Origin of the sequence: Sphingopyxis sp. GC21, assembly GCF_025727575.1 — a bacterium.
GTDB classification, from domain to species: Bacteria; Pseudomonadota; Alphaproteobacteria; order Sphingomonadales; family Sphingomonadaceae; genus Sphingopyxis; species Sphingopyxis terrae_A.
In genome coordinates this window covers 1991116-2013421 of the sequence record NZ_CP095845.1, presented here as the reverse complement: position 1 = coordinate 2013421, position 22306 = coordinate 1991116, and the positions used below count along the sequence as shown (strand labels likewise).

General features: G+C 65.6%; 28 protein-coding genes. 17 read left to right on the top strand and 11 right to left on the bottom strand.

Annotated elements, in window-relative coordinates; translation table 11 throughout:
• Positions 1–129: 129 nt before the first annotated feature.
• The 8 genes from argS to tatC all read left to right on the top strand — a co-directional run bounded on the left by argS (position 130) and on the right by tatC (position 6666).
• Entirely contained in the window at positions 130–1857 is a 1728-nt protein-coding gene (gene argS, locus MU856_RS09710; protein WP_263587451.1) for an arginine--tRNA ligase, read from the top strand.
• Entirely contained in the window at positions 1857–2630 is a 774-nt protein-coding gene (locus tag MU856_RS09705) for an SPOR domain-containing protein (protein ID WP_234179892.1), read from the top strand. Before argS ends, MU856_RS09705 begins: the two co-directional genes overlap by 1 nt.
• Positions 2631–2738: 108 nt before the next feature.
• Positions 2739–3746: a beta-N-acetylhexosaminidase gene (gene nagZ / locus MU856_RS09700; RefSeq protein ID WP_062902769.1), complete on the top strand. Its 1008-nt coding sequence runs from the start codon at positions 2739–2741 to the stop codon at positions 3744–3746.
• An 18-nt stretch (positions 3747–3764) separates the two neighbouring features.
• Positions 3765–4535, top strand: a complete 771-nt coding sequence (locus tag MU856_RS09695; protein WP_263587450.1) for a segregation and condensation protein A — start codon at positions 3765–3767, stop codon at positions 4533–4535.
• Positions 4532–5131, top strand: coding sequence for an SMC-Scp complex subunit ScpB (scpB, locus tag MU856_RS09690; protein WP_062765402.1), 600 nt, complete (start codon positions 4532–4534; stop codon positions 5129–5131). Before MU856_RS09695 ends, scpB begins: the two co-directional genes overlap by 4 nt.
• A gap of 25 nt (positions 5132–5156) precedes the next feature.
• Positions 5157–5384, top strand: coding sequence for a twin-arginine translocase TatA/TatE family subunit (locus tag MU856_RS09685; protein WP_062765399.1), 228 nt, complete (start codon positions 5157–5159; stop codon positions 5382–5384).
• Positions 5385–5416: 32 nt separating this feature from the next.
• Positions 5417–5854 (top strand): Sec-independent protein translocase protein TatB, encoded by a 438-nt coding sequence (gene tatB / locus MU856_RS09680; RefSeq protein WP_062902767.1) that lies wholly within the window; start codon positions 5417–5419, stop codon positions 5852–5854.
• Positions 5851–6666, top strand: a complete 816-nt coding sequence (gene tatC, locus MU856_RS09675; protein ID WP_003047782.1) for a twin-arginine translocase subunit TatC — start codon at positions 5851–5853, stop codon at positions 6664–6666. Before tatB ends, tatC begins: the two co-directional genes overlap by 4 nt.
• A gap of 12 nt (positions 6667–6678) precedes the next feature.
• Here the strand turns inward: tatC and MU856_RS09670 are convergent, their stop codons facing one another.
• Together MU856_RS09670 and mgtE are read right to left on the bottom strand one after the other, a co-directional pair.
• The gene (locus MU856_RS09670) at positions 6679–6807 is read right to left on the bottom strand and encodes an entericidin A/B family lipoprotein (RefSeq protein ID WP_003047780.1); all 129 of its coding nucleotides are present in this window, start codon (positions 6805–6807) and stop codon (positions 6679–6681) included.
• A gap of 225 nt (positions 6808–7032) precedes the next feature.
• Complete coding sequence (gene mgtE, locus MU856_RS09665) at positions 7033–8493, bottom strand: magnesium transporter (protein WP_186402310.1); 1461 nt, start codon at positions 8491–8493, stop codon at positions 7033–7035.
• 147 nt (positions 8494–8640) lie between these two features.
• On the opposite strand from mgtE, the gene MU856_RS09660 reads away from it, so the two are divergent.
• The gene (locus MU856_RS09660) at positions 8641–9090 is read left to right on the top strand and encodes a peptidylprolyl isomerase (protein WP_058812727.1); all 450 of its coding nucleotides are present in this window, start codon (positions 8641–8643) and stop codon (positions 9088–9090) included.
• 122 nt (positions 9091–9212) lie between these two features.
• Here MU856_RS09660 and MU856_RS09655 read toward each other — a convergent pair whose 3' ends face one another.
• A complete protein-coding gene (locus MU856_RS09655) occupies positions 9213–10349 on the bottom strand; it encodes an NAD(P)H-dependent flavin oxidoreductase (RefSeq protein ID WP_003047772.1) in 1137 nt (378 codons plus the stop codon).
• A 94-nt stretch (positions 10350–10443) separates the two neighbouring features.
• Between MU856_RS09655 and nadC the strand changes: the two genes are divergently transcribed.
• The 3 genes from nadC to MU856_RS09640 all read left to right on the top strand — a co-directional run bounded on the left by nadC (position 10444) and on the right by MU856_RS09640 (position 12432).
• Positions 10444–11292: a carboxylating nicotinate-nucleotide diphosphorylase gene (gene nadC, locus MU856_RS09650; protein WP_263587449.1), complete on the top strand. Its 849-nt coding sequence runs from the start codon at positions 10444–10446 to the stop codon at positions 11290–11292.
• Between the two features lie 73 nt (positions 11293–11365).
• The gene (locus MU856_RS09645; protein WP_263587448.1) at positions 11366–12109 is read left to right on the top strand and encodes a ribonuclease T2 family protein; all 744 of its coding nucleotides are present in this window, start codon (positions 11366–11368) and stop codon (positions 12107–12109) included.
• Positions 12110–12204: 95 nt separating this feature from the next.
• A complete protein-coding gene (locus MU856_RS09640) occupies positions 12205–12432 on the top strand; it encodes a hypothetical protein (protein ID WP_062902765.1) in 228 nt (75 codons plus the stop codon).
• 27 nt (positions 12433–12459) lie between these two features.
• On the opposite strand, the gene MU856_RS09635 is transcribed toward MU856_RS09640, so the two are convergent.
• Positions 12460–12804, bottom strand: a complete 345-nt coding sequence (locus tag MU856_RS09635) for an arsenate reductase family protein (RefSeq protein WP_062902764.1) — start codon at positions 12802–12804, stop codon at positions 12460–12462.
• 167 nt (positions 12805–12971) lie between these two features.
• Between MU856_RS09635 and MU856_RS09630 the strand changes: the two genes are divergently transcribed.
• Positions 12972–13706 (top strand): murein L,D-transpeptidase catalytic domain family protein, encoded by a 735-nt coding sequence (locus MU856_RS09630; RefSeq protein WP_263587447.1) that lies wholly within the window; start codon positions 12972–12974, stop codon positions 13704–13706.
• Between the two features lie 98 nt (positions 13707–13804).
• Here the strand turns inward: MU856_RS09630 and MU856_RS09625 are convergent, their stop codons facing one another.
• From MU856_RS09625 to MU856_RS09610, 4 genes are all read right to left on the bottom strand, one after another.
• A complete protein-coding gene (locus tag MU856_RS09625; RefSeq protein ID WP_263587446.1) occupies positions 13805–15166 on the bottom strand; it encodes a L,D-transpeptidase family protein in 1362 nt (453 codons plus the stop codon).
• A gap of 96 nt (positions 15167–15262) precedes the next feature.
• A complete protein-coding gene (accC, locus tag MU856_RS09620; RefSeq protein ID WP_058812720.1) occupies positions 15263–16624 on the bottom strand; it encodes an acetyl-CoA carboxylase biotin carboxylase subunit in 1362 nt (453 codons plus the stop codon).
• 10 nt (positions 16625–16634) lie between these two features.
• The gene (accB, locus tag MU856_RS09615; protein WP_003047748.1) at positions 16635–17120 is read right to left on the bottom strand and encodes an acetyl-CoA carboxylase biotin carboxyl carrier protein; all 486 of its coding nucleotides are present in this window, start codon (positions 17118–17120) and stop codon (positions 16635–16637) included.
• A gap of 68 nt (positions 17121–17188) precedes the next feature.
• Positions 17189–17641 carry a type II 3-dehydroquinate dehydratase gene (locus tag MU856_RS09610; RefSeq protein ID WP_062902761.1) on the bottom strand — a complete coding sequence of 151 codons (453 nt, stop codon included), beginning with the start codon at positions 17639–17641 and terminating at the stop codon, positions 17189–17191.
• Between the two features lie 78 nt (positions 17642–17719).
• Between MU856_RS09610 and thiS the strand changes: the two genes are divergently transcribed.
• From thiS to MU856_RS09590, 4 genes are all read left to right on the top strand, one after another.
• Entirely contained in the window at positions 17720–17923 is a 204-nt protein-coding gene (thiS, locus tag MU856_RS09605; RefSeq protein WP_234179906.1) for a sulfur carrier protein ThiS, read from the top strand.
• Positions 17920–18690 (top strand): thiazole synthase, encoded by a 771-nt coding sequence (locus MU856_RS09600; RefSeq protein WP_234179908.1) that lies wholly within the window; start codon positions 17920–17922, stop codon positions 18688–18690. The genes thiS and MU856_RS09600 overlap by 4 nt, the downstream gene beginning before the upstream one ends.
• 70 nt (positions 18691–18760) lie before the next feature.
• The gene (ubiM, locus tag MU856_RS09595) at positions 18761–19942 is read left to right on the top strand and encodes a 5-demethoxyubiquinol-8 5-hydroxylase UbiM (RefSeq protein WP_263587445.1); all 1182 of its coding nucleotides are present in this window, start codon (positions 18761–18763) and stop codon (positions 19940–19942) included.
• A gap of 116 nt (positions 19943–20058) precedes the next feature.
• The gene (locus MU856_RS09590; protein WP_062902757.1) at positions 20059–20241 is read left to right on the top strand and encodes a CsbD family protein; all 183 of its coding nucleotides are present in this window, start codon (positions 20059–20061) and stop codon (positions 20239–20241) included.
• An 80-nt stretch (positions 20242–20321) separates the two neighbouring features.
• Here the strand turns inward: MU856_RS09590 and MU856_RS09585 are convergent, their stop codons facing one another.
• The 3 genes from MU856_RS09585 to MU856_RS09575 form a co-directional block, all read right to left on the bottom strand.
• Positions 20322–21071: a hypothetical protein gene (locus MU856_RS09585; protein ID WP_217372401.1), complete on the bottom strand. Its 750-nt coding sequence runs from the start codon at positions 21069–21071 to the stop codon at positions 20322–20324.
• Positions 21072–21158: 87 nt separating this feature from the next.
• Positions 21159–21599: a DUF1330 domain-containing protein gene (locus tag MU856_RS09580; RefSeq protein WP_062902755.1), complete on the bottom strand. Its 441-nt coding sequence runs from the start codon at positions 21597–21599 to the stop codon at positions 21159–21161.
• Positions 21596–22147 (bottom strand): GNAT family N-acetyltransferase, encoded by a 552-nt coding sequence (locus MU856_RS09575; RefSeq protein ID WP_062902754.1) that lies wholly within the window; start codon positions 22145–22147, stop codon positions 21596–21598. Before MU856_RS09575 ends, MU856_RS09580 begins: the two co-directional genes overlap by 4 nt.
• Between the last annotated feature and the right edge of the window lie 159 nt (positions 22148–22306).

The window sequence follows — 22306 nt, the reverse complement described above, 5'->3', positions numbered from 1 at the left end:
GGCGCGCATGCGCGCGCCGTTCGCATCCGTTTCACCCTGCGCCGCCATCCGGGCGACGCGGGGCTTTTCGTGCCTGCCAAGCTGCGGTAGGGCGCCGACCGACCTTTTGACCGAAGATTGACCTGACCCATGACCCTGTTCAGCCGTTTTTCCGACCATATCGATACCGCTCTGGATGCGCTTGTCGCGCGCGGGGCACTGCCCTCCGGGCTCGATCGCGGGGCGATCAGCGTCGAGCCGCCGCGCGACCCGGCGCATGGCGATGTCGCGACCAACGCCGCAATGGTGCTCGCCAAGCCCGCAGGGACGAACCCGCGCACGCTCGCCGAACTGCTCGTCGCCGAACTGACGGCGATCGGCGAAGTGACCGAAGCGAGCGTCGCCGGACCGGGCTTCATCAACCTGCGCGTCGCCGACGATAGCTGGCGCGGCGAGCTGGCGCTGATCCATGCCGAGGCGGGCGATTATGGCCGCTCGGCGATGGGCGCCGCGCGGCGCGTCAATGTCGAATATGTGTCGGCGAACCCGACCGGCCCGATGCACGTGGGCCATTGCCGCGGCGCGGTGGTGGGCGACGCGCTGGCGGCGCTGCTCGAATATTCGGGGCACAAGGTCACGCGCGAATATTATGTCAACGACGCCGGTGCGCAGGTCGATGTGCTCGCGCGCTCGGTCCACATGCGCTACCGCGAGGCGCTGGGCGAAGATATCGGCGCGATTCCCGAGGGGCTCTACCCCGGCGATTATCTGAAGCCCGTCGCTGAAAAGCTCGCCGCCGAATATGGCGACCGTTATGTCGGCGCGCCCGAAAGCGCGTGGCTCGGCCTGTTCCGCGCCGAGGCGGTGAGCGCGATGATGGACATGATCCGCGCCGACCTCGCCAAGCTGGGCATCCATCATGATCTCTTCTCGTCGGAGGCCGAGCTGCAGGCCGAGGGCAAGCCCGCCGCCGCCGAAAAATGGCTGCGCGAGCATGACCTGGTCTATGACGGTGTGCTCGAAGCGCCGAAGGGCGAGACGCCCGAGGATTGGGAGCCGGTTGAACTGCCGCTGTTCCGCTCGACCAAGTTCGGCGACGATCAGGACCGGCCGATCAAGAAATCGGACGGGAGCTGGACCTATTTCGGCGCCGACCTCGCCTATCATTATCAGAAGGCGCAGGATGCCGACGAGCTGATCGACATCTGGGGCGCCGACCATGCGGGGACGGTCAAGCGCATCAAGGCGGCGGTCGCGGCGCTGACCGGCGGCGCCAAGAAGTTCGACGTCAAGCTGGTCCAGATGGTCCGGCTGCTCAAGAATGGCGAGCCGTTCAAGATGTCGAAGCGTGCGGGCAATTTCGTCACGCTCGCCGACATCGTCGATGAGGTCGGCAAGGATGCGGTGCGCTTTACCATGCTGACGCGCAAGGCTGACGCGCAGATGGATTTCGACTTTGCCAAGGTGGTCGAGGCGTCGCGCGACAATCCGGTCTTCTATGTTCAATATGCCCATGCGCGGATCGCATCGCTGAAGCGCAAGCTCGCCGATGCGGGTATCGCTGCGGCGGCGCCCGACATCGCGCGGCTCAACGCCTATGAGCTGGGGCTGGTCAAGCTGCTCGCGCAATTCCCGCGCACGGTCGAGGCGGCGGCGACGGCGCGCGAGCCGCATCGCATCGCCTTTTATCTGGGCGATGTCGCCGCGGCCTTTCATGCGTGGTGGAACATGGGCAACGATCGGCCCGACGCCCGTATCATTTTGGCAAATGACGCCGAACTGACCGCAACCCGCCTTTATTTGGCCGATGGAATCGGGCAGGTTATCCGCAACGGGCTGCACCTGATGGGGGTGGAGGCGCTCGAGGAGATGGCGTGATGGCGACGGATGCGGGATTGGGGCTGGAGGACGAGGATCGCCTGCCGTGGCTGGAACCCGCCGAAGGTTTCGAGGATGATGCCGAAGTCTCGCCCGCGCGCCTGCTCATCATGGTGCTCGGCGGGCTTCTGCTGATCGGTGCTGTGCTCGGCGGGCTGTGGTGGGTCCAGAACGGCGGCGCGCGCGGGCAGGGCGAGCTGATCGTCGCCGACAAGGGCGACTACAAAGTGCCCCCAAAGACCGACGGCGCCAAGACGTTCGAGGGTGAGGGCGCAGCGAGTTTTGCGGCGAGTGAAGGATTGACCCCCGGGGGCAAGGTCGATCCGAGCCGCATGCCCGAGGAACCCGCAGTGACACCCGCCGAACGCGACGCGATGGCGCAGGCCGAGGCCGCGAAGGCGCAGGCCGACAAGGCCGCCGCTGCAAAGGCCGAAGCGGCGCGGATCGCGGCGGCTGACAAGGGCAAGCCCAAGCCCGCGGCGATGTCGGTCAAGACCGGCGAAGCGACAGGCGCGCAGGCCGAGGCGGCTGGCGCCGCGACCGGACTGGTTCAGCTTGGCGCGTTCAGCAGCGAGGCGGCGGCGAACAAGGCGTGGGGCAATCTGAGCAAGCGCTTTGCCTATCTGTCCGAATTGAACCGGTTCGTTTCGCCGGTGAAGACCGGGAGCGGCACCGTCTACCGTTTGCGCGTGGCGACGGGTACGGCGGCTAACGCATCGAATTTGTGCGGAAAATTGCGTGTTGCGGGCGAAAATTGCGTCGTCGTTCGTTGATATCGCCCGTTTTGCCGCACCCGCCGTTGGTTCGCCGCACCGGCTATGGCATAGTCGATCCCTTGGCCGATGCCTGAGGGGGCGTCCGCCGGTGGAGGTTGACGTACGATGATACCCGCGATCTTCGGCCTGTCGGGCCTGACGCTGACCGACGACGAGCGCGCTTTCTTTCGCGACAGCGCGCCCGCGGGCTATATATTGTTCGGCCGCAATATCGAGAACCGCACCCAGCTTCGCCGCCTGACCGACACGCTGCGCGAGCTTGACGGGCGCGCCAATCTGCCGATCCTGATCGATCAGGAAGGCGGCCGCGTCGCGCGCATGAAGGCGCCCGAATGGCCCGATTTTCCGAGCGGGGCGGCGTTCGATGCGCTGTACGAACGCGCGCCGGCGAGCGCGATCGAGGCGGCGCGGCTCAATGCGATGGCGCTCGCCTCCATGCTTGCCGAAGTGGGGATCACCGTCGATTGCCTGCCGCTGCTCGACGTGCGCCAGCCGGGGGCAAGCGATGTGATCGGCGATCGCGCGCTGGGCAGCGAGCCGATGCGCGTTGCGGCGCTGGGCCGCGCGATCCTGAGCGGATTGCAGGACGGCGGCGTCGTCGGGGTTGTCAAACATATTCCGGGGCATGGCCGTGCGCTGATCGATTCGCACAAGGCACTGCCCGTCGTCGATGCCCACGACCGCGAGTTGCAGACCGACCTTGCGCCCTTTGCTGCTCTGCGTGACGCGGCGATGGCGATGACCTGCCACGTTATCTTCAAGGCGTGGGATCCCGATCTGCCCGCGACGCTTTCGCCGACGATCATCGGCAGCGTGATCCGTCAGCGCATCGGCTTTCACGGCCTGTTGATGACCGACGACCTCGATATGGAGGCGCTGTCGGGCGACGTCCCGACGCGCGCGGCGGCGGCGATCGCCGCGGGCTGCGACCTGGCGCTCAACTGCTGGGCGAAGATGGACGACATGGTCGGCATCGCCAACGCACTCGACCCCATCGGCGCGGACTCGCTCGCCCGGCTCGAAGGCGCGATGGAGCGGATCGCCGGGATGCACGACGAGCGCCAGTTCGCGGCGCTGATCGACCAGCGCGACGCGCTGCTGGCGCTGGCGTGATGGCGGGCTGAGGCATCGATGGAGGAACTGCCGCTCGAATATGAAGTCGTGCCGGCAGCGGCGGAGCGCGAGGATGCGCTCCAGCTCAATCTCGAAAGCTGGGAAGGGCCGCTCGACCTGCTGCTGACGCTCGCGCGCAGTCAGAAGGTGGACCTGCGTCAGATTTCGATCCTGGCGCTGGTCGAACAATATCTGACCTTCATCGCCGAAATGCGCGCAAAGCTGGAGGTTGCGGCCGATTATCTGGTGATGGCAGCGTGGCTTGCCTATCTGAAATCGGCGCTGCTGCTGCCCAAGGATCCGGCCGAAGATCCGTCGCCCGACGAACTGGCGCTGCGTTTGCAATTGCGCTTGCAGCGGCTCGCGGCGATGCGCGAGGCGGCGGCGCGGCTGCTGGCGCGTGACCGGATCGGCCGCGACGTCTTCCTGCGTCCGAATCCCGAGGGGTTGCAGGATGTGAAGGTGCGGCGCTGGGATGCGAGCCTGTACGATCTGCTCTCGGCTTATGGGCAGGTCAAGCTGCGCACCGAACCCGTCGTGCATATGGTCGCGCGGCGTCCCGTGGTGACGCTCGACGCGGCGCTCACCCACTTGCAGCGGATGCTGGGCATCCAGCTCGATTGGGCCGAGTTGTCGGCCTTTCTGCCCCCCGATTATCAAGGGCCGCTGCGCCGGTCGGCGATCGCGTCGAGCTTTGTCGCCGCGCTCGAACTGGCGCGGCAGGGGCGGGTCGAATTGCGGCAGGAGGCGGCGTTCGAGCCCCTCTATCTGAAAGCGAGCCAGGGATGAGCGAGATCGACGACCGCGAACGCGCGATAGAGGCAATGGTCTTTGCCAGCGACGAGGCGCTCGATGCGCGACAGATTGCCGGGCGTTTCCACGACGAACTGACGCCGGGCGAAGTGCGCGCGATTCTGCAGGCGATCGCGGCGCGCCACGCGGGGAGCGGTATCGAACTGGTCGAGCGCGGCGGCCACTGGCATTTCCAGACCCCCGCCGATCTTGCGCATCTGCTCCGCCGCGAACGCGACGATCCGCGCAAGCTGTCGCGCGCCGCTGCGGAAGTGCTGGCGATCATTGCCTATCACGAGCCGGTGAGCCGCGCCGAGATTGAGGCGATCCGCGGCGTTCAGACGTCGAAAGGGACGCTGGACGTGCTGATGGAGGCCGAATGGATCGCGCCTGCCGGGCGGCGCGAGGTGCCGGGGCGGCCGCTGATCTACAAGACCACCGACGCTTTCCTGCAGCATTTCGGGCTCGCGAGCCGCAAGGATCTGCCCGGGATCGAGGATCTGCGCGCGGCGGGCCTGCTCGACCCGGTCGATCTCGCCTTCGATGCGGCGATGGACGAACTGGACCTAGTAAAAGACGGCGAGGAAGCCTAGATAGCGGCCTCAAGGAGAATTTGAGATGGGTAGCTTCAGCATCTGGCACTGGCTCGTGGTCGGGATTCTCGTCCTGCTATTGTTCGGCAAGGGTCGCTTTTCGGACATGATGGGCGACGTCGCCAAGGGCATCAAAAGCTTCAAGAAGGGCATGGCCGAAGACGATGTGCCGCCGCCCGCACCGCGCCAGATCGACGGTCAGCGCGCGCCCGAGGCCACCCCGACCCCCACCGCGGAAACCGAAAACCGCTGATCGCGGCCCGCACGCGGGGGAAGGCCTGAACGATGTTCGACGTCGCGCCGACCGAGTTGCTGCTCGTCGTGGTGGTAGCCCTGGTCGTCATCGGACCCAAGGATCTGCCGAAGGCGATGCGTTTTGTCGGCAAATGGGTCGCCAAGGCCCGCGGCATGGCGCGTCACTTCCGTTCGGGACTCGACACGATGATGCGCGAGGCCGAGCTTGAGGAGCTGGAAAAGCAGTGGCGCGAACAGAATGACGCGATCATGCGCCAGTTCCCGCGCCTCGATGGCGTCGATGCGCCGCCGATGATTCCGGCGACCTCGCTGCCCGACGCGGCCGCGGCCGACGCCGGCGAAACGCCGCCCGTCGATCCCGATCATTCCGCGGCCCTGACGCCGCCTACCGCCGCTCCGTCCGGTACGTCGACCGAAACTCCGCCGGAAACCCACGCCGTTCCGCCGAAGGACGGCCCGTTACCATGAGCGCCGATACGCCGGTTCATAAAGAGGATGAGGATGGCGCGGGCGGCAAGATGCCGCTGCTCGACCATCTGATCGAGCTGCGGTCGCGGTTGCTGAAATCGCTACTCGCGATCGCGCTCGCATTCGGCGTGTGCCTCTATTTCGCGCGACCGATCTTCGGCGTGCTGGTGCACCCGCTCGTCGCGGCGGGGCAGGGCAAGCTGATCTACACGCAATTGTTCGAGGCGTTTTTCGTCGAGATCAAGGTTGCGCTGTTTGCGGCGATGATGATCGCCTTTCCGGTGATCGCCAATCAGCTGTGGAAATTCGTCGCGCCGGGCCTTTATCGCAAGGAGCAGCGCGCCCTGCTGCCCTTCCTCTTCGCAACGCCGGTCCTGTTCGCGATCGGCGCCTCCTTCGCCTATTTCATCACGATCCCGATCGCGCTGAAATTCCTGCTCGGCTATCAGGGCGAGATCGGCGGCGTGACGCAGGAAGCGCTGCCGTCAGTAGGCAATTATCTGAGCTTCGTGATGCAGTTCATCATGGCGTTCGGCATCGCCTTTCTGTTGCCGATCCTTTTGATGCTGGTCGAGCGCGCCGGGCTGGTGACGCGCCAGCAGCTGATTGGCGCGCGCCGCTACATGATCGTCGCGGCGTTCGCGATCGCCGCCGTGTTCACGCCGCCGGACGTGATGAGCCAGCTCCTCCTCGCGGTGCCGCTTGTCTTCCTTTACGAGATTTCGATCTTTGCGATCTGGTTTACCCAGCGCCGACGCAAAACAGGCGCCGAAGCGGCGCCTGTCGAGCCTCCGGAAGAGGCTAAAGGGTAAGTAACCCGCCGATCAGTGAATGGCGTCGTCGCCGGCTTGGCCGACCGATTCGATATCGCGGCCGACGCCCTTCACCGTGTTGCAGCCAGCGACCAGAAAGCTGGCGAGCAGGGTAAGAAGGATTACGCGAGCACTCGTCATAGTCTGTCACCTCTCACGGGATTTTTTGCAAAATGGCCCGGCGCGCTTCGAGGGGGGGGGAGGGAATGCGAGCCGGGCCAATGTTGCTGAGCAGCGCTGCGGGGGGGCGATGATCGCTGCTCAAATGGGAAACCCGCGTTGCGAGGGATAAGTTCCGCAAAAAAATCGCCGCGATGAAAAAATTTTCGGGGAGCCCGGCGAAGCGTGCAAATCCAGCGATTTGGGTCAGCCCATCGCCGTCAGGCCGCTGAGCACCGCAAGCCCGAGGAACGAGAAAAAGCCCATCATGTCGGTCATCGTCGTTACAAAGACGGCCGACGACACCGCCGGATCGATGTCGAAACGGTCGAGCGTTACCGGCACCAATATGCCCGCGAGCCCCGCAACCAGATTGTTGATGAGCATCGCCGAGGCGATCACCGCACCCAGAAGCGGGTTGCCGAAGATGAGCGCGGTGCCGGCGCCGATCAGAATGCCGAGCGAGAGGCCGTTGACTGTCGCGATGCGAAATTCGCGCAGGATCATGCGCATCGTGTTCGACGCGGTAAGCTGATTGGTGGCGATCGCGCGCACGGTCACGGCGAGCGTCTGGGTTCCGGCATTGCCGCCCATGCCCGAGACGATCGGCATCAGCACCGCGAGCAGCGCATATTTGGCAATGGCGGTTTCAAAGATGCCGACGACCGATGCTGCGAGCATCGCGGTGCCGAGATTGACGACCAGCCAGCTCAGCCGGGTGCGGATAGTCAGCGTGATCGGTTCGTTGATGTCGCCGTCGCCGGCACCCGACAGGCGCAAAATATCCTCGCCCGCCTCTTCCTGGATGATGTGGACGACGTCGTCGACCGTGATCATCCCGACGAGCCGCCCCGCCCTGTCGACCACCGCGGCCGAGATGAGCGCATATTTCTGGAAGCGCAGCGCGACCTCTTCCTGGTCCATGTCGACCGGGATCAGCGTCTGTTCGCGCCTCATTATGTCGTTGATTGCGACGCTGCGCGGCGCCCGCAATATCCAGCTCAACTGGCAGGTGCCGACCGGGCGGTGCATCGGGTCGACGACGAAGATTTCCCAGAAGTCGGTGGCGAGATCGACATCCTCGCGCAGCCGGTCGATGACGTCGCCGACGGTGACATGTTCGGGCACCGCGACGAATTCGCGCTGCATCAGGCGCCCGGCGGACTCCTCGGGAAAGGAGAGGGCGTCCTCGATCGCGGCGCGATCTTCGGGCTCCATGGCGCGGAGAACGGCCTGCTGCTCGTCCTCCTCCATATCCTCGATGATCGCAACGGCATCGTCGGTGTCGAGTTCGGACGCGATTTCGGCGACCTGTTCGGGCGCGAGCAGATCGATCAGCCGCTCGCGCACATAATCGTTCATTTCCGCCAGCACGTCGGGCGACAGAAGGTCGCCGAGCACCTGCGCCAGGAGCGGGCGGTCTTCGTCAGAGACGAGCTCGAAAAGGTCGGCGATGTCGGCAGGGTGCAGGCGGCCGACGCGTTCGCGCGCCGCCTCGACCTCGCCCTCTTCGGCAAGATCGATGACGTCGCGCACGAACGCGGGTTTCAGGCGATCGTCTTCGTCGAGTTCGGTTTCGGTTTCGCGCGGGGGATGGCCGGGGTCATGATCGAGCCCGTCGGCGGTGAGCACGTCTTCGGGCGGCAGGGAATCTTCGCGTTTGTCCATCGCGCGGTCCTCCCTGGCTGCTACGGCGTCGAAGGCCCTCCACTAGTCGCGGACGCGCGTCATGGCAACGCTGCAGCCGAATTTAGTGCGTGGCATTGGCGCGGCGCGCCGCTATGGCGGCGCCAACTCATTCGAAGGAGAGACACCATGTCCGAACAGACCCTTACCCTGTCGCTGTCGACCGGCGACGTCGTCATCCGCTTGCGCCCCGACCTCGCGCCCCAGCATGTCGAACGCATCACCCAGCTCGCGCAGGAAGGCTTTTACGACGGCGTCGTCTTCCACCGCGTCATCCCCGGCTTCATGGCACAGGGCGGCGATCCGACCGGCACCGGCATGGGCGGCAGCAAGCTTCCCGACCTGCCCGCCGAATTCAACGCCGAACCGCATGTCCGGGGCGTCTGTTCGATGGCGCGCGCGCAGAATCCGAACAGCGCGAACAGCCAGTTCTTCATCTGCTTCGACGATGCGCGCTTCCTCGACCGCCAGTATACGGTGTGGGGCGAAGTGATCGAAGGCATGGAAAATGTCGACGCGCTGCCCAAGGGCGAGCCGCCGCGCGAGCCCGGCAAGATCGTCAAGGCGACGGTTGCGTAACTCGCTCCGTCATTGCGAGGAGCCGCAGGCGACGACGCAATCTCCAGCTGTCGGCATGACGTTACGATGGCTGGAGATCGCCACGCGCCCTGCGGGCGCTCGCGATGATGATTTGGCTTTCATCATTCTCCCACGAACCCGTTCAACCGTTCGCAAGCGGCGATCCAGTCTTCCTTGAACGCCTGGACGACCTGGCCCGCGCTCATCGCCTCGTTCATCAGGCCGACGCCCTGGCCGACCCAATAGGTTGCGAGCTGCTTGGCGCCTTCGTGACCGCCTTCGGACAGCTTGTCGACCTTGCGCAGCGCGGGTTCGCTGACCAGCGATTGCAGCGGCATCGGGAGCGGTTTCGGCGCGCCCTCGGCCTCCCACGCATCGGTCCAGGGCGAGCGGAGCTGGCGCGAGGGCTTGCCCGTCCGGCTCTTCGATCGCACCGTGTCGCGCGACGAGGCGGCGAGCATTTTTTCCTTCACCACCGGATTGGTCTCGGCTTCCGACGTGGTCAGCCACACCGATCCACACCAGGCGCCATGCGCGCCCATCGCCATCGCTGCGGCCATCTGACGCCCGGTGACGATGCCCCCCGCAGCGAGGATCGGCGTCGTCGCGCCGACGGCATCGAGCGCCGCAGCCACCTCAGGCACCAGCACCATCGTTGCGACCTCACCGCAATGGCCGCCCGCTTCGCCGCCCGCAACGACAAGGATATCGACCCCGGCGCGGACCTGCGCCAGCGCATGATCGCGGGTGCCGACGAGCGCGGCGACCGGCACGCCGTGCCGCTTGCCGAGTTCGAGCATCAGTTGCGGCGGCACGCCGAGCGCGTTGGCGATCAGGCGAATCGGATGGCGAAACGCAACTTCGAGCAGCTTCGCCGCGCCTTCTTCATGCATATTGTCGCCGAAGCTCTGCCGCGCTTCGGTCGCACCGTCGAGGCCGGCCGCATCGACGCCGAATTTGTCGAGCACATCGGCCGCGAAGCCGAGATGCGTCTCGGGCACGCGCGCCGCGCCCGCCGCCGGTGCCTCGCCCTTGCCGGCGAAGCTGTTGGGGACGATCAGGTCGACGCCATAGGGCTTGCCGCCGATGTGCGCGTCGATCCACGCAAGCTCTTCCTCAAGTCGCTCGGGCGGCAACGAAGCGGCGCCGAACACGCCCATGCCGCCGGCTTTCGACACCGCGACGACGACGTCCCGGCAATGCGAAAAGGCGAGCAACGGAAATTCGATTCCGAGCATGGCGCAGATGGGCGATTGCATGTCTCTCTCTCCAATTTGCTATTTGCACCCATGTCAGCGCCAGTTGACGTAAACGTCAAGTTGATTTGCGCCCGCCACGCTTTATCGCCGGGGCATGACCGGATTTTCCTTACCCGATTTCGACCTCGACGCCTTCGTCCGTGCGACGCTTGCCGAGGATATGGGGAGCGGCGGCGACATCACGTCGATGGCCGTCATCCCCGCCGACGCCGTTTTCACCGGGGTGATGGACAGCCGCGATGCGATTAGCGTTGCGGGGCTGCCGATCGCCGAGCGATTCTTTCGCGCGCTGGCGCCCGATATGGTCATCGAGATTCTGGTCGAGGAGGGCGCATGCGTTCCCGCCGGCACCGACCTGATGCGCCTTTCGGGCAATGCGCGGGCGATGCTGACCGCCGAACGGTCGGCGCTCAACACCGTCCAGCATCTATCGGGCATTGCGACGATGACGCGTAGCTATGTCGATGCGATCGCCGGCACCGGCGCGACGCTGCTCGATACGCGCAAGACGATCCCCGGCCTGCGCGTGCTGGAGAAATATGCAACCCGCATGGGCGGCGCGACCAATCACCGCATGGGCCTTTGGGACGCGGCGATGATCAAGGACAATCATGTCGCGGTCGCGGGATCGGTCGAAGAGGCGGTGCGCCGGGCGGTGGCGGCGGGAATCGCCGATATCATCGTCGAGGTCGACCGTATCGACCAGGTCGAGGCCGCGTTGGCATCGGGCGCGACGCATCTGCTGCTCGACAATATGACCCCCGACCAACTGCGCGAGGCGGTGGTGATCGTCGCCGGGCGCGTTCCGACCGAGGCGTCGGGCGGGGTGCGGCTCGACACGATTGGCGCCATCGCCGCGACCGGCGTCACCTTTGTTTCGGTCGGGCGCCTGACCCAGTCGGCGCCGGCGGCCGACATCGGGCTCGATTTTGCGCTCGTCTGATACGCCCTCCCTATCCGCTCGCCCTGCGCTTGTCTGAAGGGTGGACCTTCATCATCCTTGGCAAGGAAGAACGGTGTTTCGACAGGATCAGCACGAGCGGAAGATAGGAAAGGCGCTTCTGGCGCTGACTCTGCTGCTCGCCCCCGCGGCGGCGCAGGCGCAATCGCTGGCCTGTGCCGCGCCCGACCGGACGCCGGTGCCGCGGATCGAGCGGCCCGCGCGCGGCGAACCCGTCCGCAAGCCGCCGACGACCGGCTATCTGCTGAGCATGAGCTGGTCCCCGCAGCATTGCGCAGGCGCGCGCAATCCCAAGGATGCACGCGACCGGTTCCAATGTTCGGGCGAAAACGGGCGTTTCGGATGGGTGCTCCACGGTCTGTGGCCCGAGACCGATACACCGGCCTATCCCCAATGGTGCCGTCCCGCGAAGATCGTCGCCGCGCCAGTGCTGCGCCGCCATATGTGCATGACCCCTTCGGCGCAGCTTTTGCAGCATGAATGGGCGAAGCACGGCACCTGCATGAGTTCCAACCCCGCCGCCTATTTTCGCGCCGCCGAAATCCTGTTCCGCGCCGTGCGCTTCCCCGACATGAAGGCGCTGTCGGGGCACGTCCGCACCGCGGGCGACGTGCGGCGCGCCTTTGCGAAGGTCAATCGCGGCATCGATGAGCGGATGATCGCGGTCGCGACCGATCGCGGCGATTGGCTGACCGAGGTACGGCTGTGCCTGGGGCCGCGGATGCGGCCGGAGGCGTGCAAACCCTTTCAGCGCGGCCTCGCCGATGCGCGCGCGGTGCGCGTGCGGCCGATGGATTAACACCTGCAGGGCAAGGCGTCCCGCGCCGGGACGGCGGCGATGTTAACACTCTTTTAACCTTATCGACTCGTTAACGGGCGCCTAGCCTGCCGGGCATGGATTCGGACGAGCATATCGACATCCGCGAGCGCATCCGCGCTTATGGCGCCCGGCAACTGGTCCTTGCGCGGCTGAGCGCGCCGGAGGATTGGCAGGGCGAATTGCGTGGCGCGCTTGCGGCGCAGCGCGAGCGTCCCGCGCTCTGGTCGCGCGACAGCGATTTTCGTCTGTTCGCGGAAAGCTTCGCGATCTTCTTTACCGCGGCGATGATGTTCCTGATCTGACGGCGGACCGCCGATCGGGCCACACTGCTAGAGAATCTCGCGCACGACATCCTGCGGGCGGCAGAAGCGGACGCCCTTGTCGGTTTCGACGAATGGGCGGTTCACATAGGCGGGGTTGGTGACCATCGCCGCGATAATTGCTTCTTCGTCGGCGTCGGGCAGGCCGCGTTCCTCGGCATCGGTGCCGCGCAGGCGCAGCGCGTCCCGCGCGCTCAGACCCGCGTCGCGAAACAACTGGCGCAGCTTGTCGGCGCTGTAGGGCGTTGTCAGATATTGAATCACCTCGACATCGACGCCGGGGGTTTCCTCGAGAATCGCCAGCGTCTTGCGCGAAGTGCCGCAGGCGGGGTTATGCCAGATGGTTGCCTTCATGGCGCAGTTCCTAACGGGAGCGTAATGGAACGTAAACGCACTATTCATGGCATATATGGCACATTTGCCCGCATGAAGAGGCTTGGACTCCTTGCCTTTGGCGCCCGAACCACGGCTTATAGTCTGCCGAGGGACCGCCAAAGGCGGCAATGAGGGCTGGGTTGCACGTGAAAGAATTGATCGATCGCAGGGCTATGCTGGCGGCGATGGCGGGCGCGGGGGCGCTGGCCGCGACATCGGCGCGCGCAGCCCCACTTCCGGACTGGATCACCGGGCATGGGCAGGCGGCGACACCGCCGGTCGACTATCTGGCCGTCGCGCGGCAACAGCTGGCGCGGCAGGGCAACCGGATCGCGCAGGCCGACCGTGTCGGGATCGTCGATTTCGGGCTGCCCTCCTATCGCCCGCGCTTTGCGCTCGTCGATCTGATCGCCGGCAAGGTGGACATGTATCCGGTCACCCATGGCCGCGGATCCGACCCGCAGCATGACGGATGGCTCAAGACCTTTTCGAACGTCCCCGGCTCACTAGCCTCGTCGCGCGGCGCCTATCGCACGAGCGATTATTATTGGGGATCGAACGGATCGTCGATGCGGCTCGCGGGGCTGGAGGCCGACAACAGCAATGCCGACATGCGCGCGATCGTCGTGCATGGCGCCTGGTACGCCGAGCCGTCGCTGATCGCGACGCAAGGCAAGCTGGGGCGCAGCGAGGGCTGTTTCGTGTTCGGAGAGGAGTTGCTGCCGCAAATTCTATACAAGCTGGGGCCGGGCCGATTGCTCTACGCCGACAAGCTGAGCTTAGCGCCCGCGTCTCCGCTGCCCTTCGAATTGCCGCCGGTCGCCGACAATATCATCCGCACCGGCGCCACCCAGGGATCGATGCCGACCAAGGCTGATTGAGAATTCTCGGGTTTCATGCCCGAGGATGTCAACGCAATGTCATCCGATTCCGAAAGGAAGAACGGAGCCGGGGGCATCGCCGCCCGGTCGCCGCTTGATCAGTAGATTGCGCCTTTTTCGGGTTTGGGCGCCTGCACCGTCTGCGTCGTCGGAACGACCGCGGGCGGCGTCGGCGAAATCACCACGGCAGCGGCGCGGCCGGGCTTGGCGAAGCTCGTCACCACCGGCGCGTCGCGGCCGTAAAGGTCGTTCAGCTTCTTGATGCCGCCCTTGCCGTCGGGGACGACGGTCCAATAAGCGACATAGACGGGGAAGGGCTTTTCGAAGCCGAAGCGCGTCGTCTTGCCGCTAGCGACGACATCCCCGAATTCCTCGGGCGTGCGGCCGGCGAACATCACCGCCATCAGGCCAGAGAAATGCAGCGCCTTTTCGGTGCGGATGCAGCCGTGGCTGAAGGCGCGCGAATCCGCGGCGAACGCGCCCTTCGAGGGCGTGTCGTGCAAATAGATGGCGTGCGGGTTCAGCATTTCGAGCTTCATGACGCCCAGCGCATTGTTGGCACCCGGCTGCTGCACCACTGACAGCGCCTTGCCGCTGCCCGTCCAGGTATAGCCCTGCGCGCGGGCGCGCGCCGGATTGGTCGCAATCGTCGATCCGATGCCTTCGGCGATGATGCTCTTGGGCAGCGTCCAGGTCGGGTTGACGATGATCCCCGTCGCCATGGGGTTGAGCTGCGGCGTCGGGGTCGACGGTTTGCCGACGACCGCCTTGTGCGTCGCGATGACGACGCCGTCATGGACGACGCGGGTCAGATATTCGGGCACGTTGCTGACAACATAGCCTTCGCCAAGATCGCGCGGCATCCAGCGCCAACGTTCCATGTTGACGCGGATCGCGTTGGCGTCGGCGGGCGTCTTTGCGGTCTTGAGCGCGGCTTTCAGCACCGCGAAATCGGGATGGACAGGGTCGAGGCTGACCAGCGCCTGCGCGACGTCGTTCGCGGTGAGCGCGCTGCCGAGCAGCGGGATCAGCGGTTCGGTCTGCGCGTCGCCATCGGTCATGAACCATTGTTTGCGCGCAGCATTGGGCGTGCGGCCGTCGCGCATGTGCGTGGCGAGCAGCAGGAAGCTATCGGTCGCGACCTTGTCGAGCGTGATCTGATTGCCGCCGTCGATCGCGGCCTTCAGCGCTTCTGGATTGTAATCCTTGGGGAACAGGCCTTCATCGCCCGCCGACTGGATGAAGGCGAGCAGCGCCCTGGCATTGTCGACGCTCCAGCTCGGCAGATTGGCCTCGGCGACCGTTTCGATCTCGGGCGCGTCATCGGTCACCTTGTCGGGTTGCAGAACGACCGAGTCCTCCTTGACGCTCGTCTGTGCGGCGACGGGCGCCGCAAGCAGGGTCAGCGGGAGGATAAGCGCCGCGGCCGGGCGCGCGTAAAGGGGGAGATTTCTGGCCATGGTTAAGGCCCATAGCCAATAATCCCCCCGTGCGAAAGTGAGCTGGGACACAATCCGTCGTGTCCGCGCGCGAACCCGGCGTCGATGGGGGCAGCGTCAGGCCTTGTTGTCGGCATCCTGCTTCGCCAGCCATTCCTCCAGCCACTTGATCGTATAATCGCCGTGGATGACGTCGGGATCGGCGAGCAGCGCCTGATGCAGCGGAATGTTCGTCTTCACCCCGCCGATAACCATTTCCTCGAGTGCGCGGCGCATCCGCATCATGCAGCTTTCGCGCGTGCGGCCATAGACGATCAGCTTGCCGATCATGCTGTCGTAATAAGGCGGGATCGAATAGCCGGCATAAAGCCCGCTATCGACGCGCACATGCATGCCGCCGGCGGCATGATAATTGGTCACCTTGCCCGGTGAGGGCAGGAAGTTACGCGGATCTTCGGCGTTGATCCGGCATTCGATAGCATGGCCGCGGAATTCCAGCTCGTTCTGCTGCACCGAAAGACCCATGCCGTCGGCGATACGGATCTGTTCGCGGACGAGGTCGAAGCCGGTGATCATCTCGGTCACCGGATGTTCGACCTGGATGCGCGTATTCATTTCGATGAAATAGAATTCGCCATTTTCCCACAGAAACTCGATCGTCCCCGCGCCGCGATAGCCCATCTTTGCCATCGCATCGGCGCAAATGCCGCCCATGCGGGCGCGCTCTTCGGCCGAAATCACGGGCGAGGGGGCTTCTTCGAGCACCTTCTGGTGGCGGCGCTGCAGCGAACAGTCGCGTTCGCCGAGATGGATGGCGTTGCCCTTGCCGTCGCCGAAAATCTGAAATTCGATGTGGCGCGGGTTGCCGAGATATTTTTCCATATAGACGGTCGGATCGCCGAACGCCGCCGCAGCCTCGCTCGATGCCTGACCCATGAGGCTTTCGAGGCCGGAGGGGTCGGGGACGACCTTCATCCCGCGGCCGCCGCCGCCCGACGCGGCCTTGATCAGCACCGGATAGCCGATTTCCTCGGCCATCCGTTTCGTTTCCTCGCCATAGGTGACGGCGCCGGGCGAACCCGGCACCACCGGGAGACCGAGCGCGACCGCGGTGCGCTTCGCCTCGACCTTGTCGCCCATGGTGCGGATATGTTCGGGCTTCGGCCCGACGAAGATCATGTCATGCGCTTCGATAATCTCGGCAAAGCGCGCATTTTCCGACAGGAAGCCATAGCCGGGGTGGATGGCGTCGGCGCCAGTCACTTCGGCAGCCGAAATGATTGCCGGGATGTTGAGATAGCTGTCCTTCGCCGCCGGCGGGCCGATGCAGACGGCTTCGTCGGCCAGGCGGACATGCATCGCATCGGCGTCGGCAGTCGAATGGACCGCGACCGTCTTGATGCCCATTTCGTGGCAGGCGCGGTGAATACGCAGCGCGATCTCGCCGCGGTTGGCGATGAGCAGTTTCTCGATGGCCATCGGCGGTCCCTCAGCCGATGGTGAAGAGCGGCTGGTCATATTCGACCGGCTGGCTGTTCTCGACATGCACGGCCTTGAGCGTGCCCGAGGTGGGCGCGGTGATCGGGTTCATCACCTTCATCGCCTCGATAATCAGGATGGTATCGCCTTCCTTCACCGCCGAACCCACGCTCGCGAAATTGGGCGCGCCCGGTTCGGCAGCAAGATAGACGGTGCCGACCATCGGCGACTTCACGGCGTCGGCGAAGCTGTCGGCGGCGGGGGCAGCTACGGCGGCCGGCGCGGCGGCTGCGGGTGCGGCAGCGACGGGCGCGGCAACCGGGGCCGGCGCGAAAGCGACCGGCGCCGCGGCGGCGGTCAGCGTCCGCGCAACGCGCACCTTGCGTTCGCCGTCCTCGACCTCGATTTCGGAAAGCTGCGTGTCGTCGAGCAGTTCCGCGAGCGCGCGGACGAAGGCCGGATCGATGTTGATGCCGTGCTCTTTATGGTCACCCATGAGATATTTCCTGTTGTTGCGGCACTGTTGATCGCGTGCCTTGACCCCGTTTCTGATCGCGCCTCTTGTCAGAAGCGCGCGGCGGCGTCCAGCGCCAGCATATAGCTGTCTGCGCCGTGGCCTGCAAAATGCGCGGCCGCCGCCATGCCGATATAGCTGATATGGCGAAAGGATTCGCGCTTCATCGGGTCCGACAGATGGACCTCGATCACCGGAACGCGGATCGACTTGATCGCGTCGTGCAGCGCGACCGATGTGTGCGTATAGCCCCCGGCATTGAGCAGCACCGCCTTGGCGCTGGCGAAATGCGCTTCGTGTAGCCAGTCGATCAGCGTGCCTTCGTGGTTCGATTGGCGGCAATCGACGCGCAGACCCAGTGCCGCCGCACGCTCGGCGAGCCGCTCGTGGATGTCCTCCAGCGTGTCATGCCCATAGATTTCGGGCTCGCGCGTGCCCAGCAGGTTGAGGTTGGGGCCCGAAAGGACAAAGACGGCGGGCGTTTCGGAACACTCGTTGGACAAGGGCACGGTCTTTCGGTTGCGACGCGGGTCGCTCCCCCTATATGGGCTGCACGTCAAAAGGCAAAGCAGGCGGGACTCGTGATTTCCATCATTCTCAACGGCGATCCGCGGCAGGTGCGCGCAGGCAGCATTGCCGATCTGGTCGCGTCGCTGGGCCTCGACGTCAAGAAGGTCGCGGTCGAGCGCAATCGCGAGATCGTACCGCGCTCGACGCTCGCCGACATCGCGCTTGCTGAGGGCGATGCGCTGGAAATCGTTCATTTTGTAGGAGGCGGTTGTTGACCGACCAGTGGAGCGTTGCCGGACGGACCTTTAGCTCGCGCCTGATCGTGGGCACCGGCAAGTACAGGGATTTCGAGCAGAACGCGGCGGCAGTCGCCGCGTCGGGTGCGGAAATCGTCACCGTTGCGGTGCGGCGCGTCAATGTGTCGGACCCGACCGCGCCGATGCTGACCGATTATATCGACCCGAAGAAGATCACCTATCTTCCCAATACCGCCGGCTGCTTCAATGCCGACGACGCGATCCGCACCTTGCGGCTGGCGCGCGAGGCGGGCGGCTGGGATCTGGTGAAGCTGGAGGTGCTGGGCGAAGCGAAGACGCTCTATCCCAATATGCGCGAAACGCTGGAGGCGACCGAGGTGCTGGCCAAGGAAGGCTTTCTGCCGATGGTCTATTGCGTCGATGATCCGATCGCCGCCAAGCAGCTGGAAGATGCGGGCGCGGTTGCGATCATGCCGCTCGGCGCGCCGATCGGGTCGGGGCTGGGCATCCAGAACCGGGTGACGATCCGCCTGATCGTCGAGGGGGCGTCGGTGCCGGTGCTGGTCGATGCGGGCGTCGGGACGGCGAGCGATGCGGCGGTGGCGATGGAACTCGGCTGCGACGGCGTGCTGATGAACACCGCGATCGCCGAAGCCAAAGACCCCATCCGCATGGCGCGCGCCATGAAGCTCGCGGTCGAGGCGGGGCGCGATGCCTATCTCGCCGGCCGTATGGGCCAGCGTCGCTACGCCGATCCGTCGAGCCCGCTCGCCGGGCTCATCTGATATTGATCCAGCGCAATGCGCCGCCCGCGCGGCGCTGCCATGCCGGTGTCTCTGACAAGGAGGCATGGGCATGGGTGGCACGCGGCGCCGGATCGTCATCGTCGGGGCGGGACCGGCGGGGCTGAGTTTCGCGCGCGCGCTGGCGGATACGCCCGCCGAGATTACGCTGATCGAGCGCGCGCCGCTTGCCGCACTGGCCGAACCGCGCTTCGACGGGCGCGAGATTGCGCTGACGCATCGGTCCGAACGCGCGCTGCGCGACCTGGATGCCTGGTCGCGGATTCCGGCGGCGGACATTCACCGCCTTGACCGCGCCGAGGTGCTGAGCGGCCGGGCGCGGTTTGCGATGCGGATCGATCCGGGGGCCGGCGACGCGCGGCCGCTCGGCCATCTCGTGTCGAACCATCATTTGCGCCGGGCGCTGTTCGAAAGCGTTGCGGGACAGGCGAATATGGATCTGCGCGCGGGATGCGCGGTGGAGCGCGTTCAGGCAGGGCGCGGCGGCGTCACCGTGACCCTTGCCGATGGCGCTGTGATCGAGACCGATCTTCTGGTCGCGGCGGACTCGCGCTTTTCGGCGATACGCGATCAGCTCGGCATCGGCGTGGACGTCAGGCCGGTCGGCAAGACGATGCTCGTCGGCCGGGTAGGTCACGCGCCCTGCAAGGCGGGCGTCGCGACCGAATGGTTCGCCCGGCACCACACGCTGGCGATGCTGCCGCTGGGGGAGGGGCTTTCGTCGGCAGTCATCACCCTGATGCCCGAAGCCGCCGATGCCTTCATGGCCGAATCCGGCGAGGTAAAGGCGCGCCGGATTGCGGCGATGACGCGCGGCAGATGGGGCGCGGTCGCGTTGGCGAGTGATTTTCATGCCTATCCACTGACGACGACCTTCGCGCATCGCTTTGCGGCGCCGCGTGCGGTTCTGATCGGCGATGCGGCGGTCGGCATGCATCCGGTGACCGCCCATGGCTTCAACTTCGGGCTGGCGGGCGCGGTCCGGCTCGCGAAGCTGTTGGCGTTTGCGGATGATGTCGGCGATGCGCGCCGCCTTGCGGGCTACGCTGCCGCGCATCGTGCCGAGACCTGGCCGCTGTTTCAGGCGACGCGTGCGATCGTTGGCCTCTTCACCGACAACCGCCATCCGGCGATGGCGCTCCGCCATGCGGCGCTGCGGCTTGGCGCGCTGCCGCCGGTTCGGATGGGCCTGCGCGCGCTGCTCATGCAGCAGCGGGACGCGCGTGCGGCCTAAGCCCCTCGGTCGACGCTTCGTCTCGTTTCGTCCCGCGACCAAGGAACAATGAGGGGTGGCAAGTCGTTGATTTGACGAGAGGCGCGATCGCCTCTTTGCAGCAAAGGAGACTCCCCATGGGCGAACTGACGGAAAAGGCGAAAGGCCTGACGAACGAAGCGATCGGCAACACCAAACAGGCGATCGGCAAGGCGACCGACAATGAACGCCTGCGCGCCGAAGGCGACCTTCAGGAACGCAAGGGCGAAGCCCAGAACATCAAAGGCAAGGTGCAGGGCGCGCTCGGCGACAAGGTCTGACCGACCCGCTCTGGCCACCGGCCAACAAAAAGCCCCCGGGAGCGATCCCGGGGGCTTTTTGCTGGTTCGGGAACGCGGCGTTATTTGCCGCCGGATGCGACCAGATCGACGTCGGTCATCCCGCCGTCGGTGCGCAGGAACAGGACATAGGCGAGGTCGCCTTTTGTCCCGCCCAGAATATGTTCGTTGCCGCGCACGCGGTGGTCGCTCGTATAACCCGCACGCACCGCCATCGTGTGATAATAGTCGAGAACGCCCTGGATCGAGGCGGCGGTCTGGAAATTGACGACGCGGATGTTGCATTTTCCGCCGGCCACCCCCGCCGCCTCTCGCAGCGTCGCGCGCGGATAGAGCTTGAACGCTGGCGGCAGACGGTCGGCCCACTGGTTGCCGTAGGTCAGCTTGGCGTCGCAGCTGCCCTTTTGCTGTTCACGCGCCAGCGCGCCGATGGTGACCGGGCGCTTGGCGGCGCAATCGCCGTTGCAACCTTCCTCGAACGGCAGTGCCTTGGGCGCGGTGAGCAGCTTGCCCGCAGCCTGCGCCGCCGCCGCTTCGGCCGCCGCGGCCGCCTTGCCGCTCGCCACGCCCGGAACGCCGCCGTCGACGGGCCGGTTGCCCGGCGTCGCCGCATTGCGGTTCGCCTGCCCGGCCAGCTTGGGGTCAACCATGATCTTGTCTTCGAGCGCGCCCTTCAGCGCGGGGTCTTCATTGGTCAGCCCGTCGTCGAGCGGATTGAGGTCGGCCTTTGCCTGCGGATTGTCGCGGCACCCCGCGAGCGGGGCCGCGGCCATCAGCAGGCCGGCAATCAGCCATTTTCCCCGGACGATCATTGCTAACACTCCCTTAATCTCTCACCCGGACTTGCCGGAAGCTGGTTAAGAAGATGTGAGCAAAAAGCGTTAATTGGTAAGACTTTGTTAGCCGAAAACTGTCTCGGACCGAGACGGATTCCTCGCGCAGCGGATCAGGCGAGAGGTTTCGACCGCCGCCTGACGGTGGACAACCGCCTGACGATAGACCGGATCGGTGACCATCTCCATGAAGGCGCCGCTGTTCGGATAGCGGGCGATGAACATCGCGTCCCAATGTTCATCTGCTGGGCCGATCACCATCGCCTCCATCATGCCGCTCCAAACGACACTGCCGCCGACGCGCGAAAAAACGGCGCTGCTGTCCTTGCCATAATTGGCATAGGCTTCCGCGCCGGTCAGTGCCTTGCCGGCGAGGGGGTGATCGTCCGGATAAGTCGCCCTGTCCTTGAAGCGGACGAGGTTGAGCATGTGGATCGGCGTATCGCGCGGCAATGCCTTGAAAGTGTCGAACTGCGCGCGTTCGGGGTCGATGTGACGATCGCTCATGGCTGGAACTCCTTGCGTTTGCCCCGCCATGCCTCGGCGCTCTGCGTCCAGGCGTCGACGCGGGTCTGTTCGAACGGGGCGGGGAGGTGCGTCGGGCCGCTGTTGGTCGCGCCCAGCCTTTTGGCCAGCGCCTGCGAGCGGACATTGTCGGGGGCGATGCTGTGCATCAGCTCGGGCCATTTGAGGAATTCGACCGCGAAGTCGCAGGCGGCGACCGCCCCCTCGAACGCATAGCCTTTCCCGGCGAATTTGGCGCGCACGCCATAGGCAATCTCGGGCGCGGGCCAGCCGTCGGGTTCCCACGGGCCGAGCCGCCCGACCCATTCGCCGCTTGCGCGTTCGAGGACTGAAAACATCGAGAAGCCGCGGATATGCCATGCCCCCGCGAGCGTGCACCATTGGCGCCACGCCTGCGATCGCGCGCAGCTGCCACCGATGAAGGTCATCGTGTCTTCTTCGGCGCACATTTCGGCGAAGGCGTCGAAATCTTCGGTCGCGGGCGGGCGGAGGATCAGCCGCTCGGTAACGAGCAGAGGGCCGTTTAGCATCGATATTCTCCCGCAGCAGTGGCCAACGCTTCTGGGAGAAAGGAGGCTGGCGGGCAAGCTGAAACACGCACCGCGAACGCGCGATCGGCCTTGAGGGCGTCGGTTCGAACCGACGCCCTCGCCATCACAGAGTGCGGATGGAGGGGTCTCGGACCCGCA

What these genes read in the sequence shown, in the direction of transcription:
- argS (WP_263587451.1), top strand. Translation starts at nt 130, where the DNA reads ATGACCCTGTTCAGCCGTTTTTCCGACCATATCGATACCGCTCTGGAT.
- MU856_RS09705 (WP_234179892.1), top strand. Translation starts at nt 1,857, where the DNA reads ATGGCGACGGATGCGGGATTGGGGCTGGAGGACGAGGATCGCCTGCCG.
- nagZ (WP_062902769.1), top strand. Translation starts at nt 2,739, where the DNA reads ATGATACCCGCGATCTTCGGCCTGTCGGGCCTGACGCTGACCGACGAC.
- MU856_RS09695 (WP_263587450.1), top strand. Translation starts at nt 3,765, where the DNA reads ATGGAGGAACTGCCGCTCGAATATGAAGTCGTGCCGGCAGCGGCGGAG.
- scpB (WP_062765402.1), top strand. Translation starts at nt 4,532, where the DNA reads ATGAGCGAGATCGACGACCGCGAACGCGCGATAGAGGCAATGGTCTTT.
- MU856_RS09685 (WP_062765399.1), top strand. Translation starts at nt 5,157, where the DNA reads ATGGGTAGCTTCAGCATCTGGCACTGGCTCGTGGTCGGGATTCTCGTC.
- tatB (WP_062902767.1), top strand. Translation starts at nt 5,417, where the DNA reads ATGTTCGACGTCGCGCCGACCGAGTTGCTGCTCGTCGTGGTGGTAGCC.
- tatC (WP_003047782.1), top strand. Translation starts at nt 5,851, where the DNA reads ATGAGCGCCGATACGCCGGTTCATAAAGAGGATGAGGATGGCGCGGGC.
- MU856_RS09670 (WP_003047780.1), bottom strand. Translation starts at nt 6,807, where the DNA reads ATGACGAGTGCTCGCGTAATCCTTCTTACCCTGCTCGCCAGCTTTCTG.
- mgtE (WP_186402310.1), bottom strand. Translation starts at nt 8,493, where the DNA reads ATGGACAAACGCGAAGATTCCCTGCCGCCCGAAGACGTGCTCACCGCC.
- MU856_RS09660 (WP_058812727.1), top strand. Translation starts at nt 8,641, where the DNA reads ATGTCCGAACAGACCCTTACCCTGTCGCTGTCGACCGGCGACGTCGTC.
- MU856_RS09655 (WP_003047772.1), bottom strand. Translation starts at nt 10,349, where the DNA reads ATGCAATCGCCCATCTGCGCCATGCTCGGAATCGAATTTCCGTTGCTC.
- nadC (WP_263587449.1), top strand. Translation starts at nt 10,444, where the DNA reads ATGACCGGATTTTCCTTACCCGATTTCGACCTCGACGCCTTCGTCCGT.
- MU856_RS09640 (WP_062902765.1), top strand. Translation starts at nt 12,205, where the DNA reads ATGGATTCGGACGAGCATATCGACATCCGCGAGCGCATCCGCGCTTAT.
- MU856_RS09635 (WP_062902764.1), bottom strand. Translation starts at nt 12,804, where the DNA reads ATGAAGGCAACCATCTGGCATAACCCCGCCTGCGGCACTTCGCGCAAG.
- MU856_RS09625 (WP_263587446.1), bottom strand. Translation starts at nt 15,166, where the DNA reads ATGGCCAGAAATCTCCCCCTTTACGCGCGCCCGGCCGCGGCGCTTATC.
- accC (WP_058812720.1), bottom strand. Translation starts at nt 16,624, where the DNA reads ATGGCCATCGAGAAACTGCTCATCGCCAACCGCGGCGAGATCGCGCTG.
- accB (WP_003047748.1), bottom strand. Translation starts at nt 17,120, where the DNA reads ATGGGTGACCATAAAGAGCACGGCATCAACATCGATCCGGCCTTCGTC.
- ubiM (WP_263587445.1), top strand. Translation starts at nt 18,761, where the DNA reads ATGGGTGGCACGCGGCGCCGGATCGTCATCGTCGGGGCGGGACCGGCG.
- MU856_RS09590 (WP_062902757.1), top strand. Translation starts at nt 20,059, where the DNA reads ATGGGCGAACTGACGGAAAAGGCGAAAGGCCTGACGAACGAAGCGATC.
- MU856_RS09585 (WP_217372401.1), bottom strand. Translation starts at nt 21,071, where the DNA reads ATGATCGTCCGGGGAAAATGGCTGATTGCCGGCCTGCTGATGGCCGCG.
- MU856_RS09580 (WP_062902755.1), bottom strand. Translation starts at nt 21,599, where the DNA reads ATGAGCGATCGTCACATCGACCCCGAACGCGCGCAGTTCGACACTTTC.
- MU856_RS09575 (WP_062902754.1), bottom strand. Translation starts at nt 22,147, where the DNA reads ATGCTAAACGGCCCTCTGCTCGTTACCGAGCGGCTGATCCTCCGCCCG.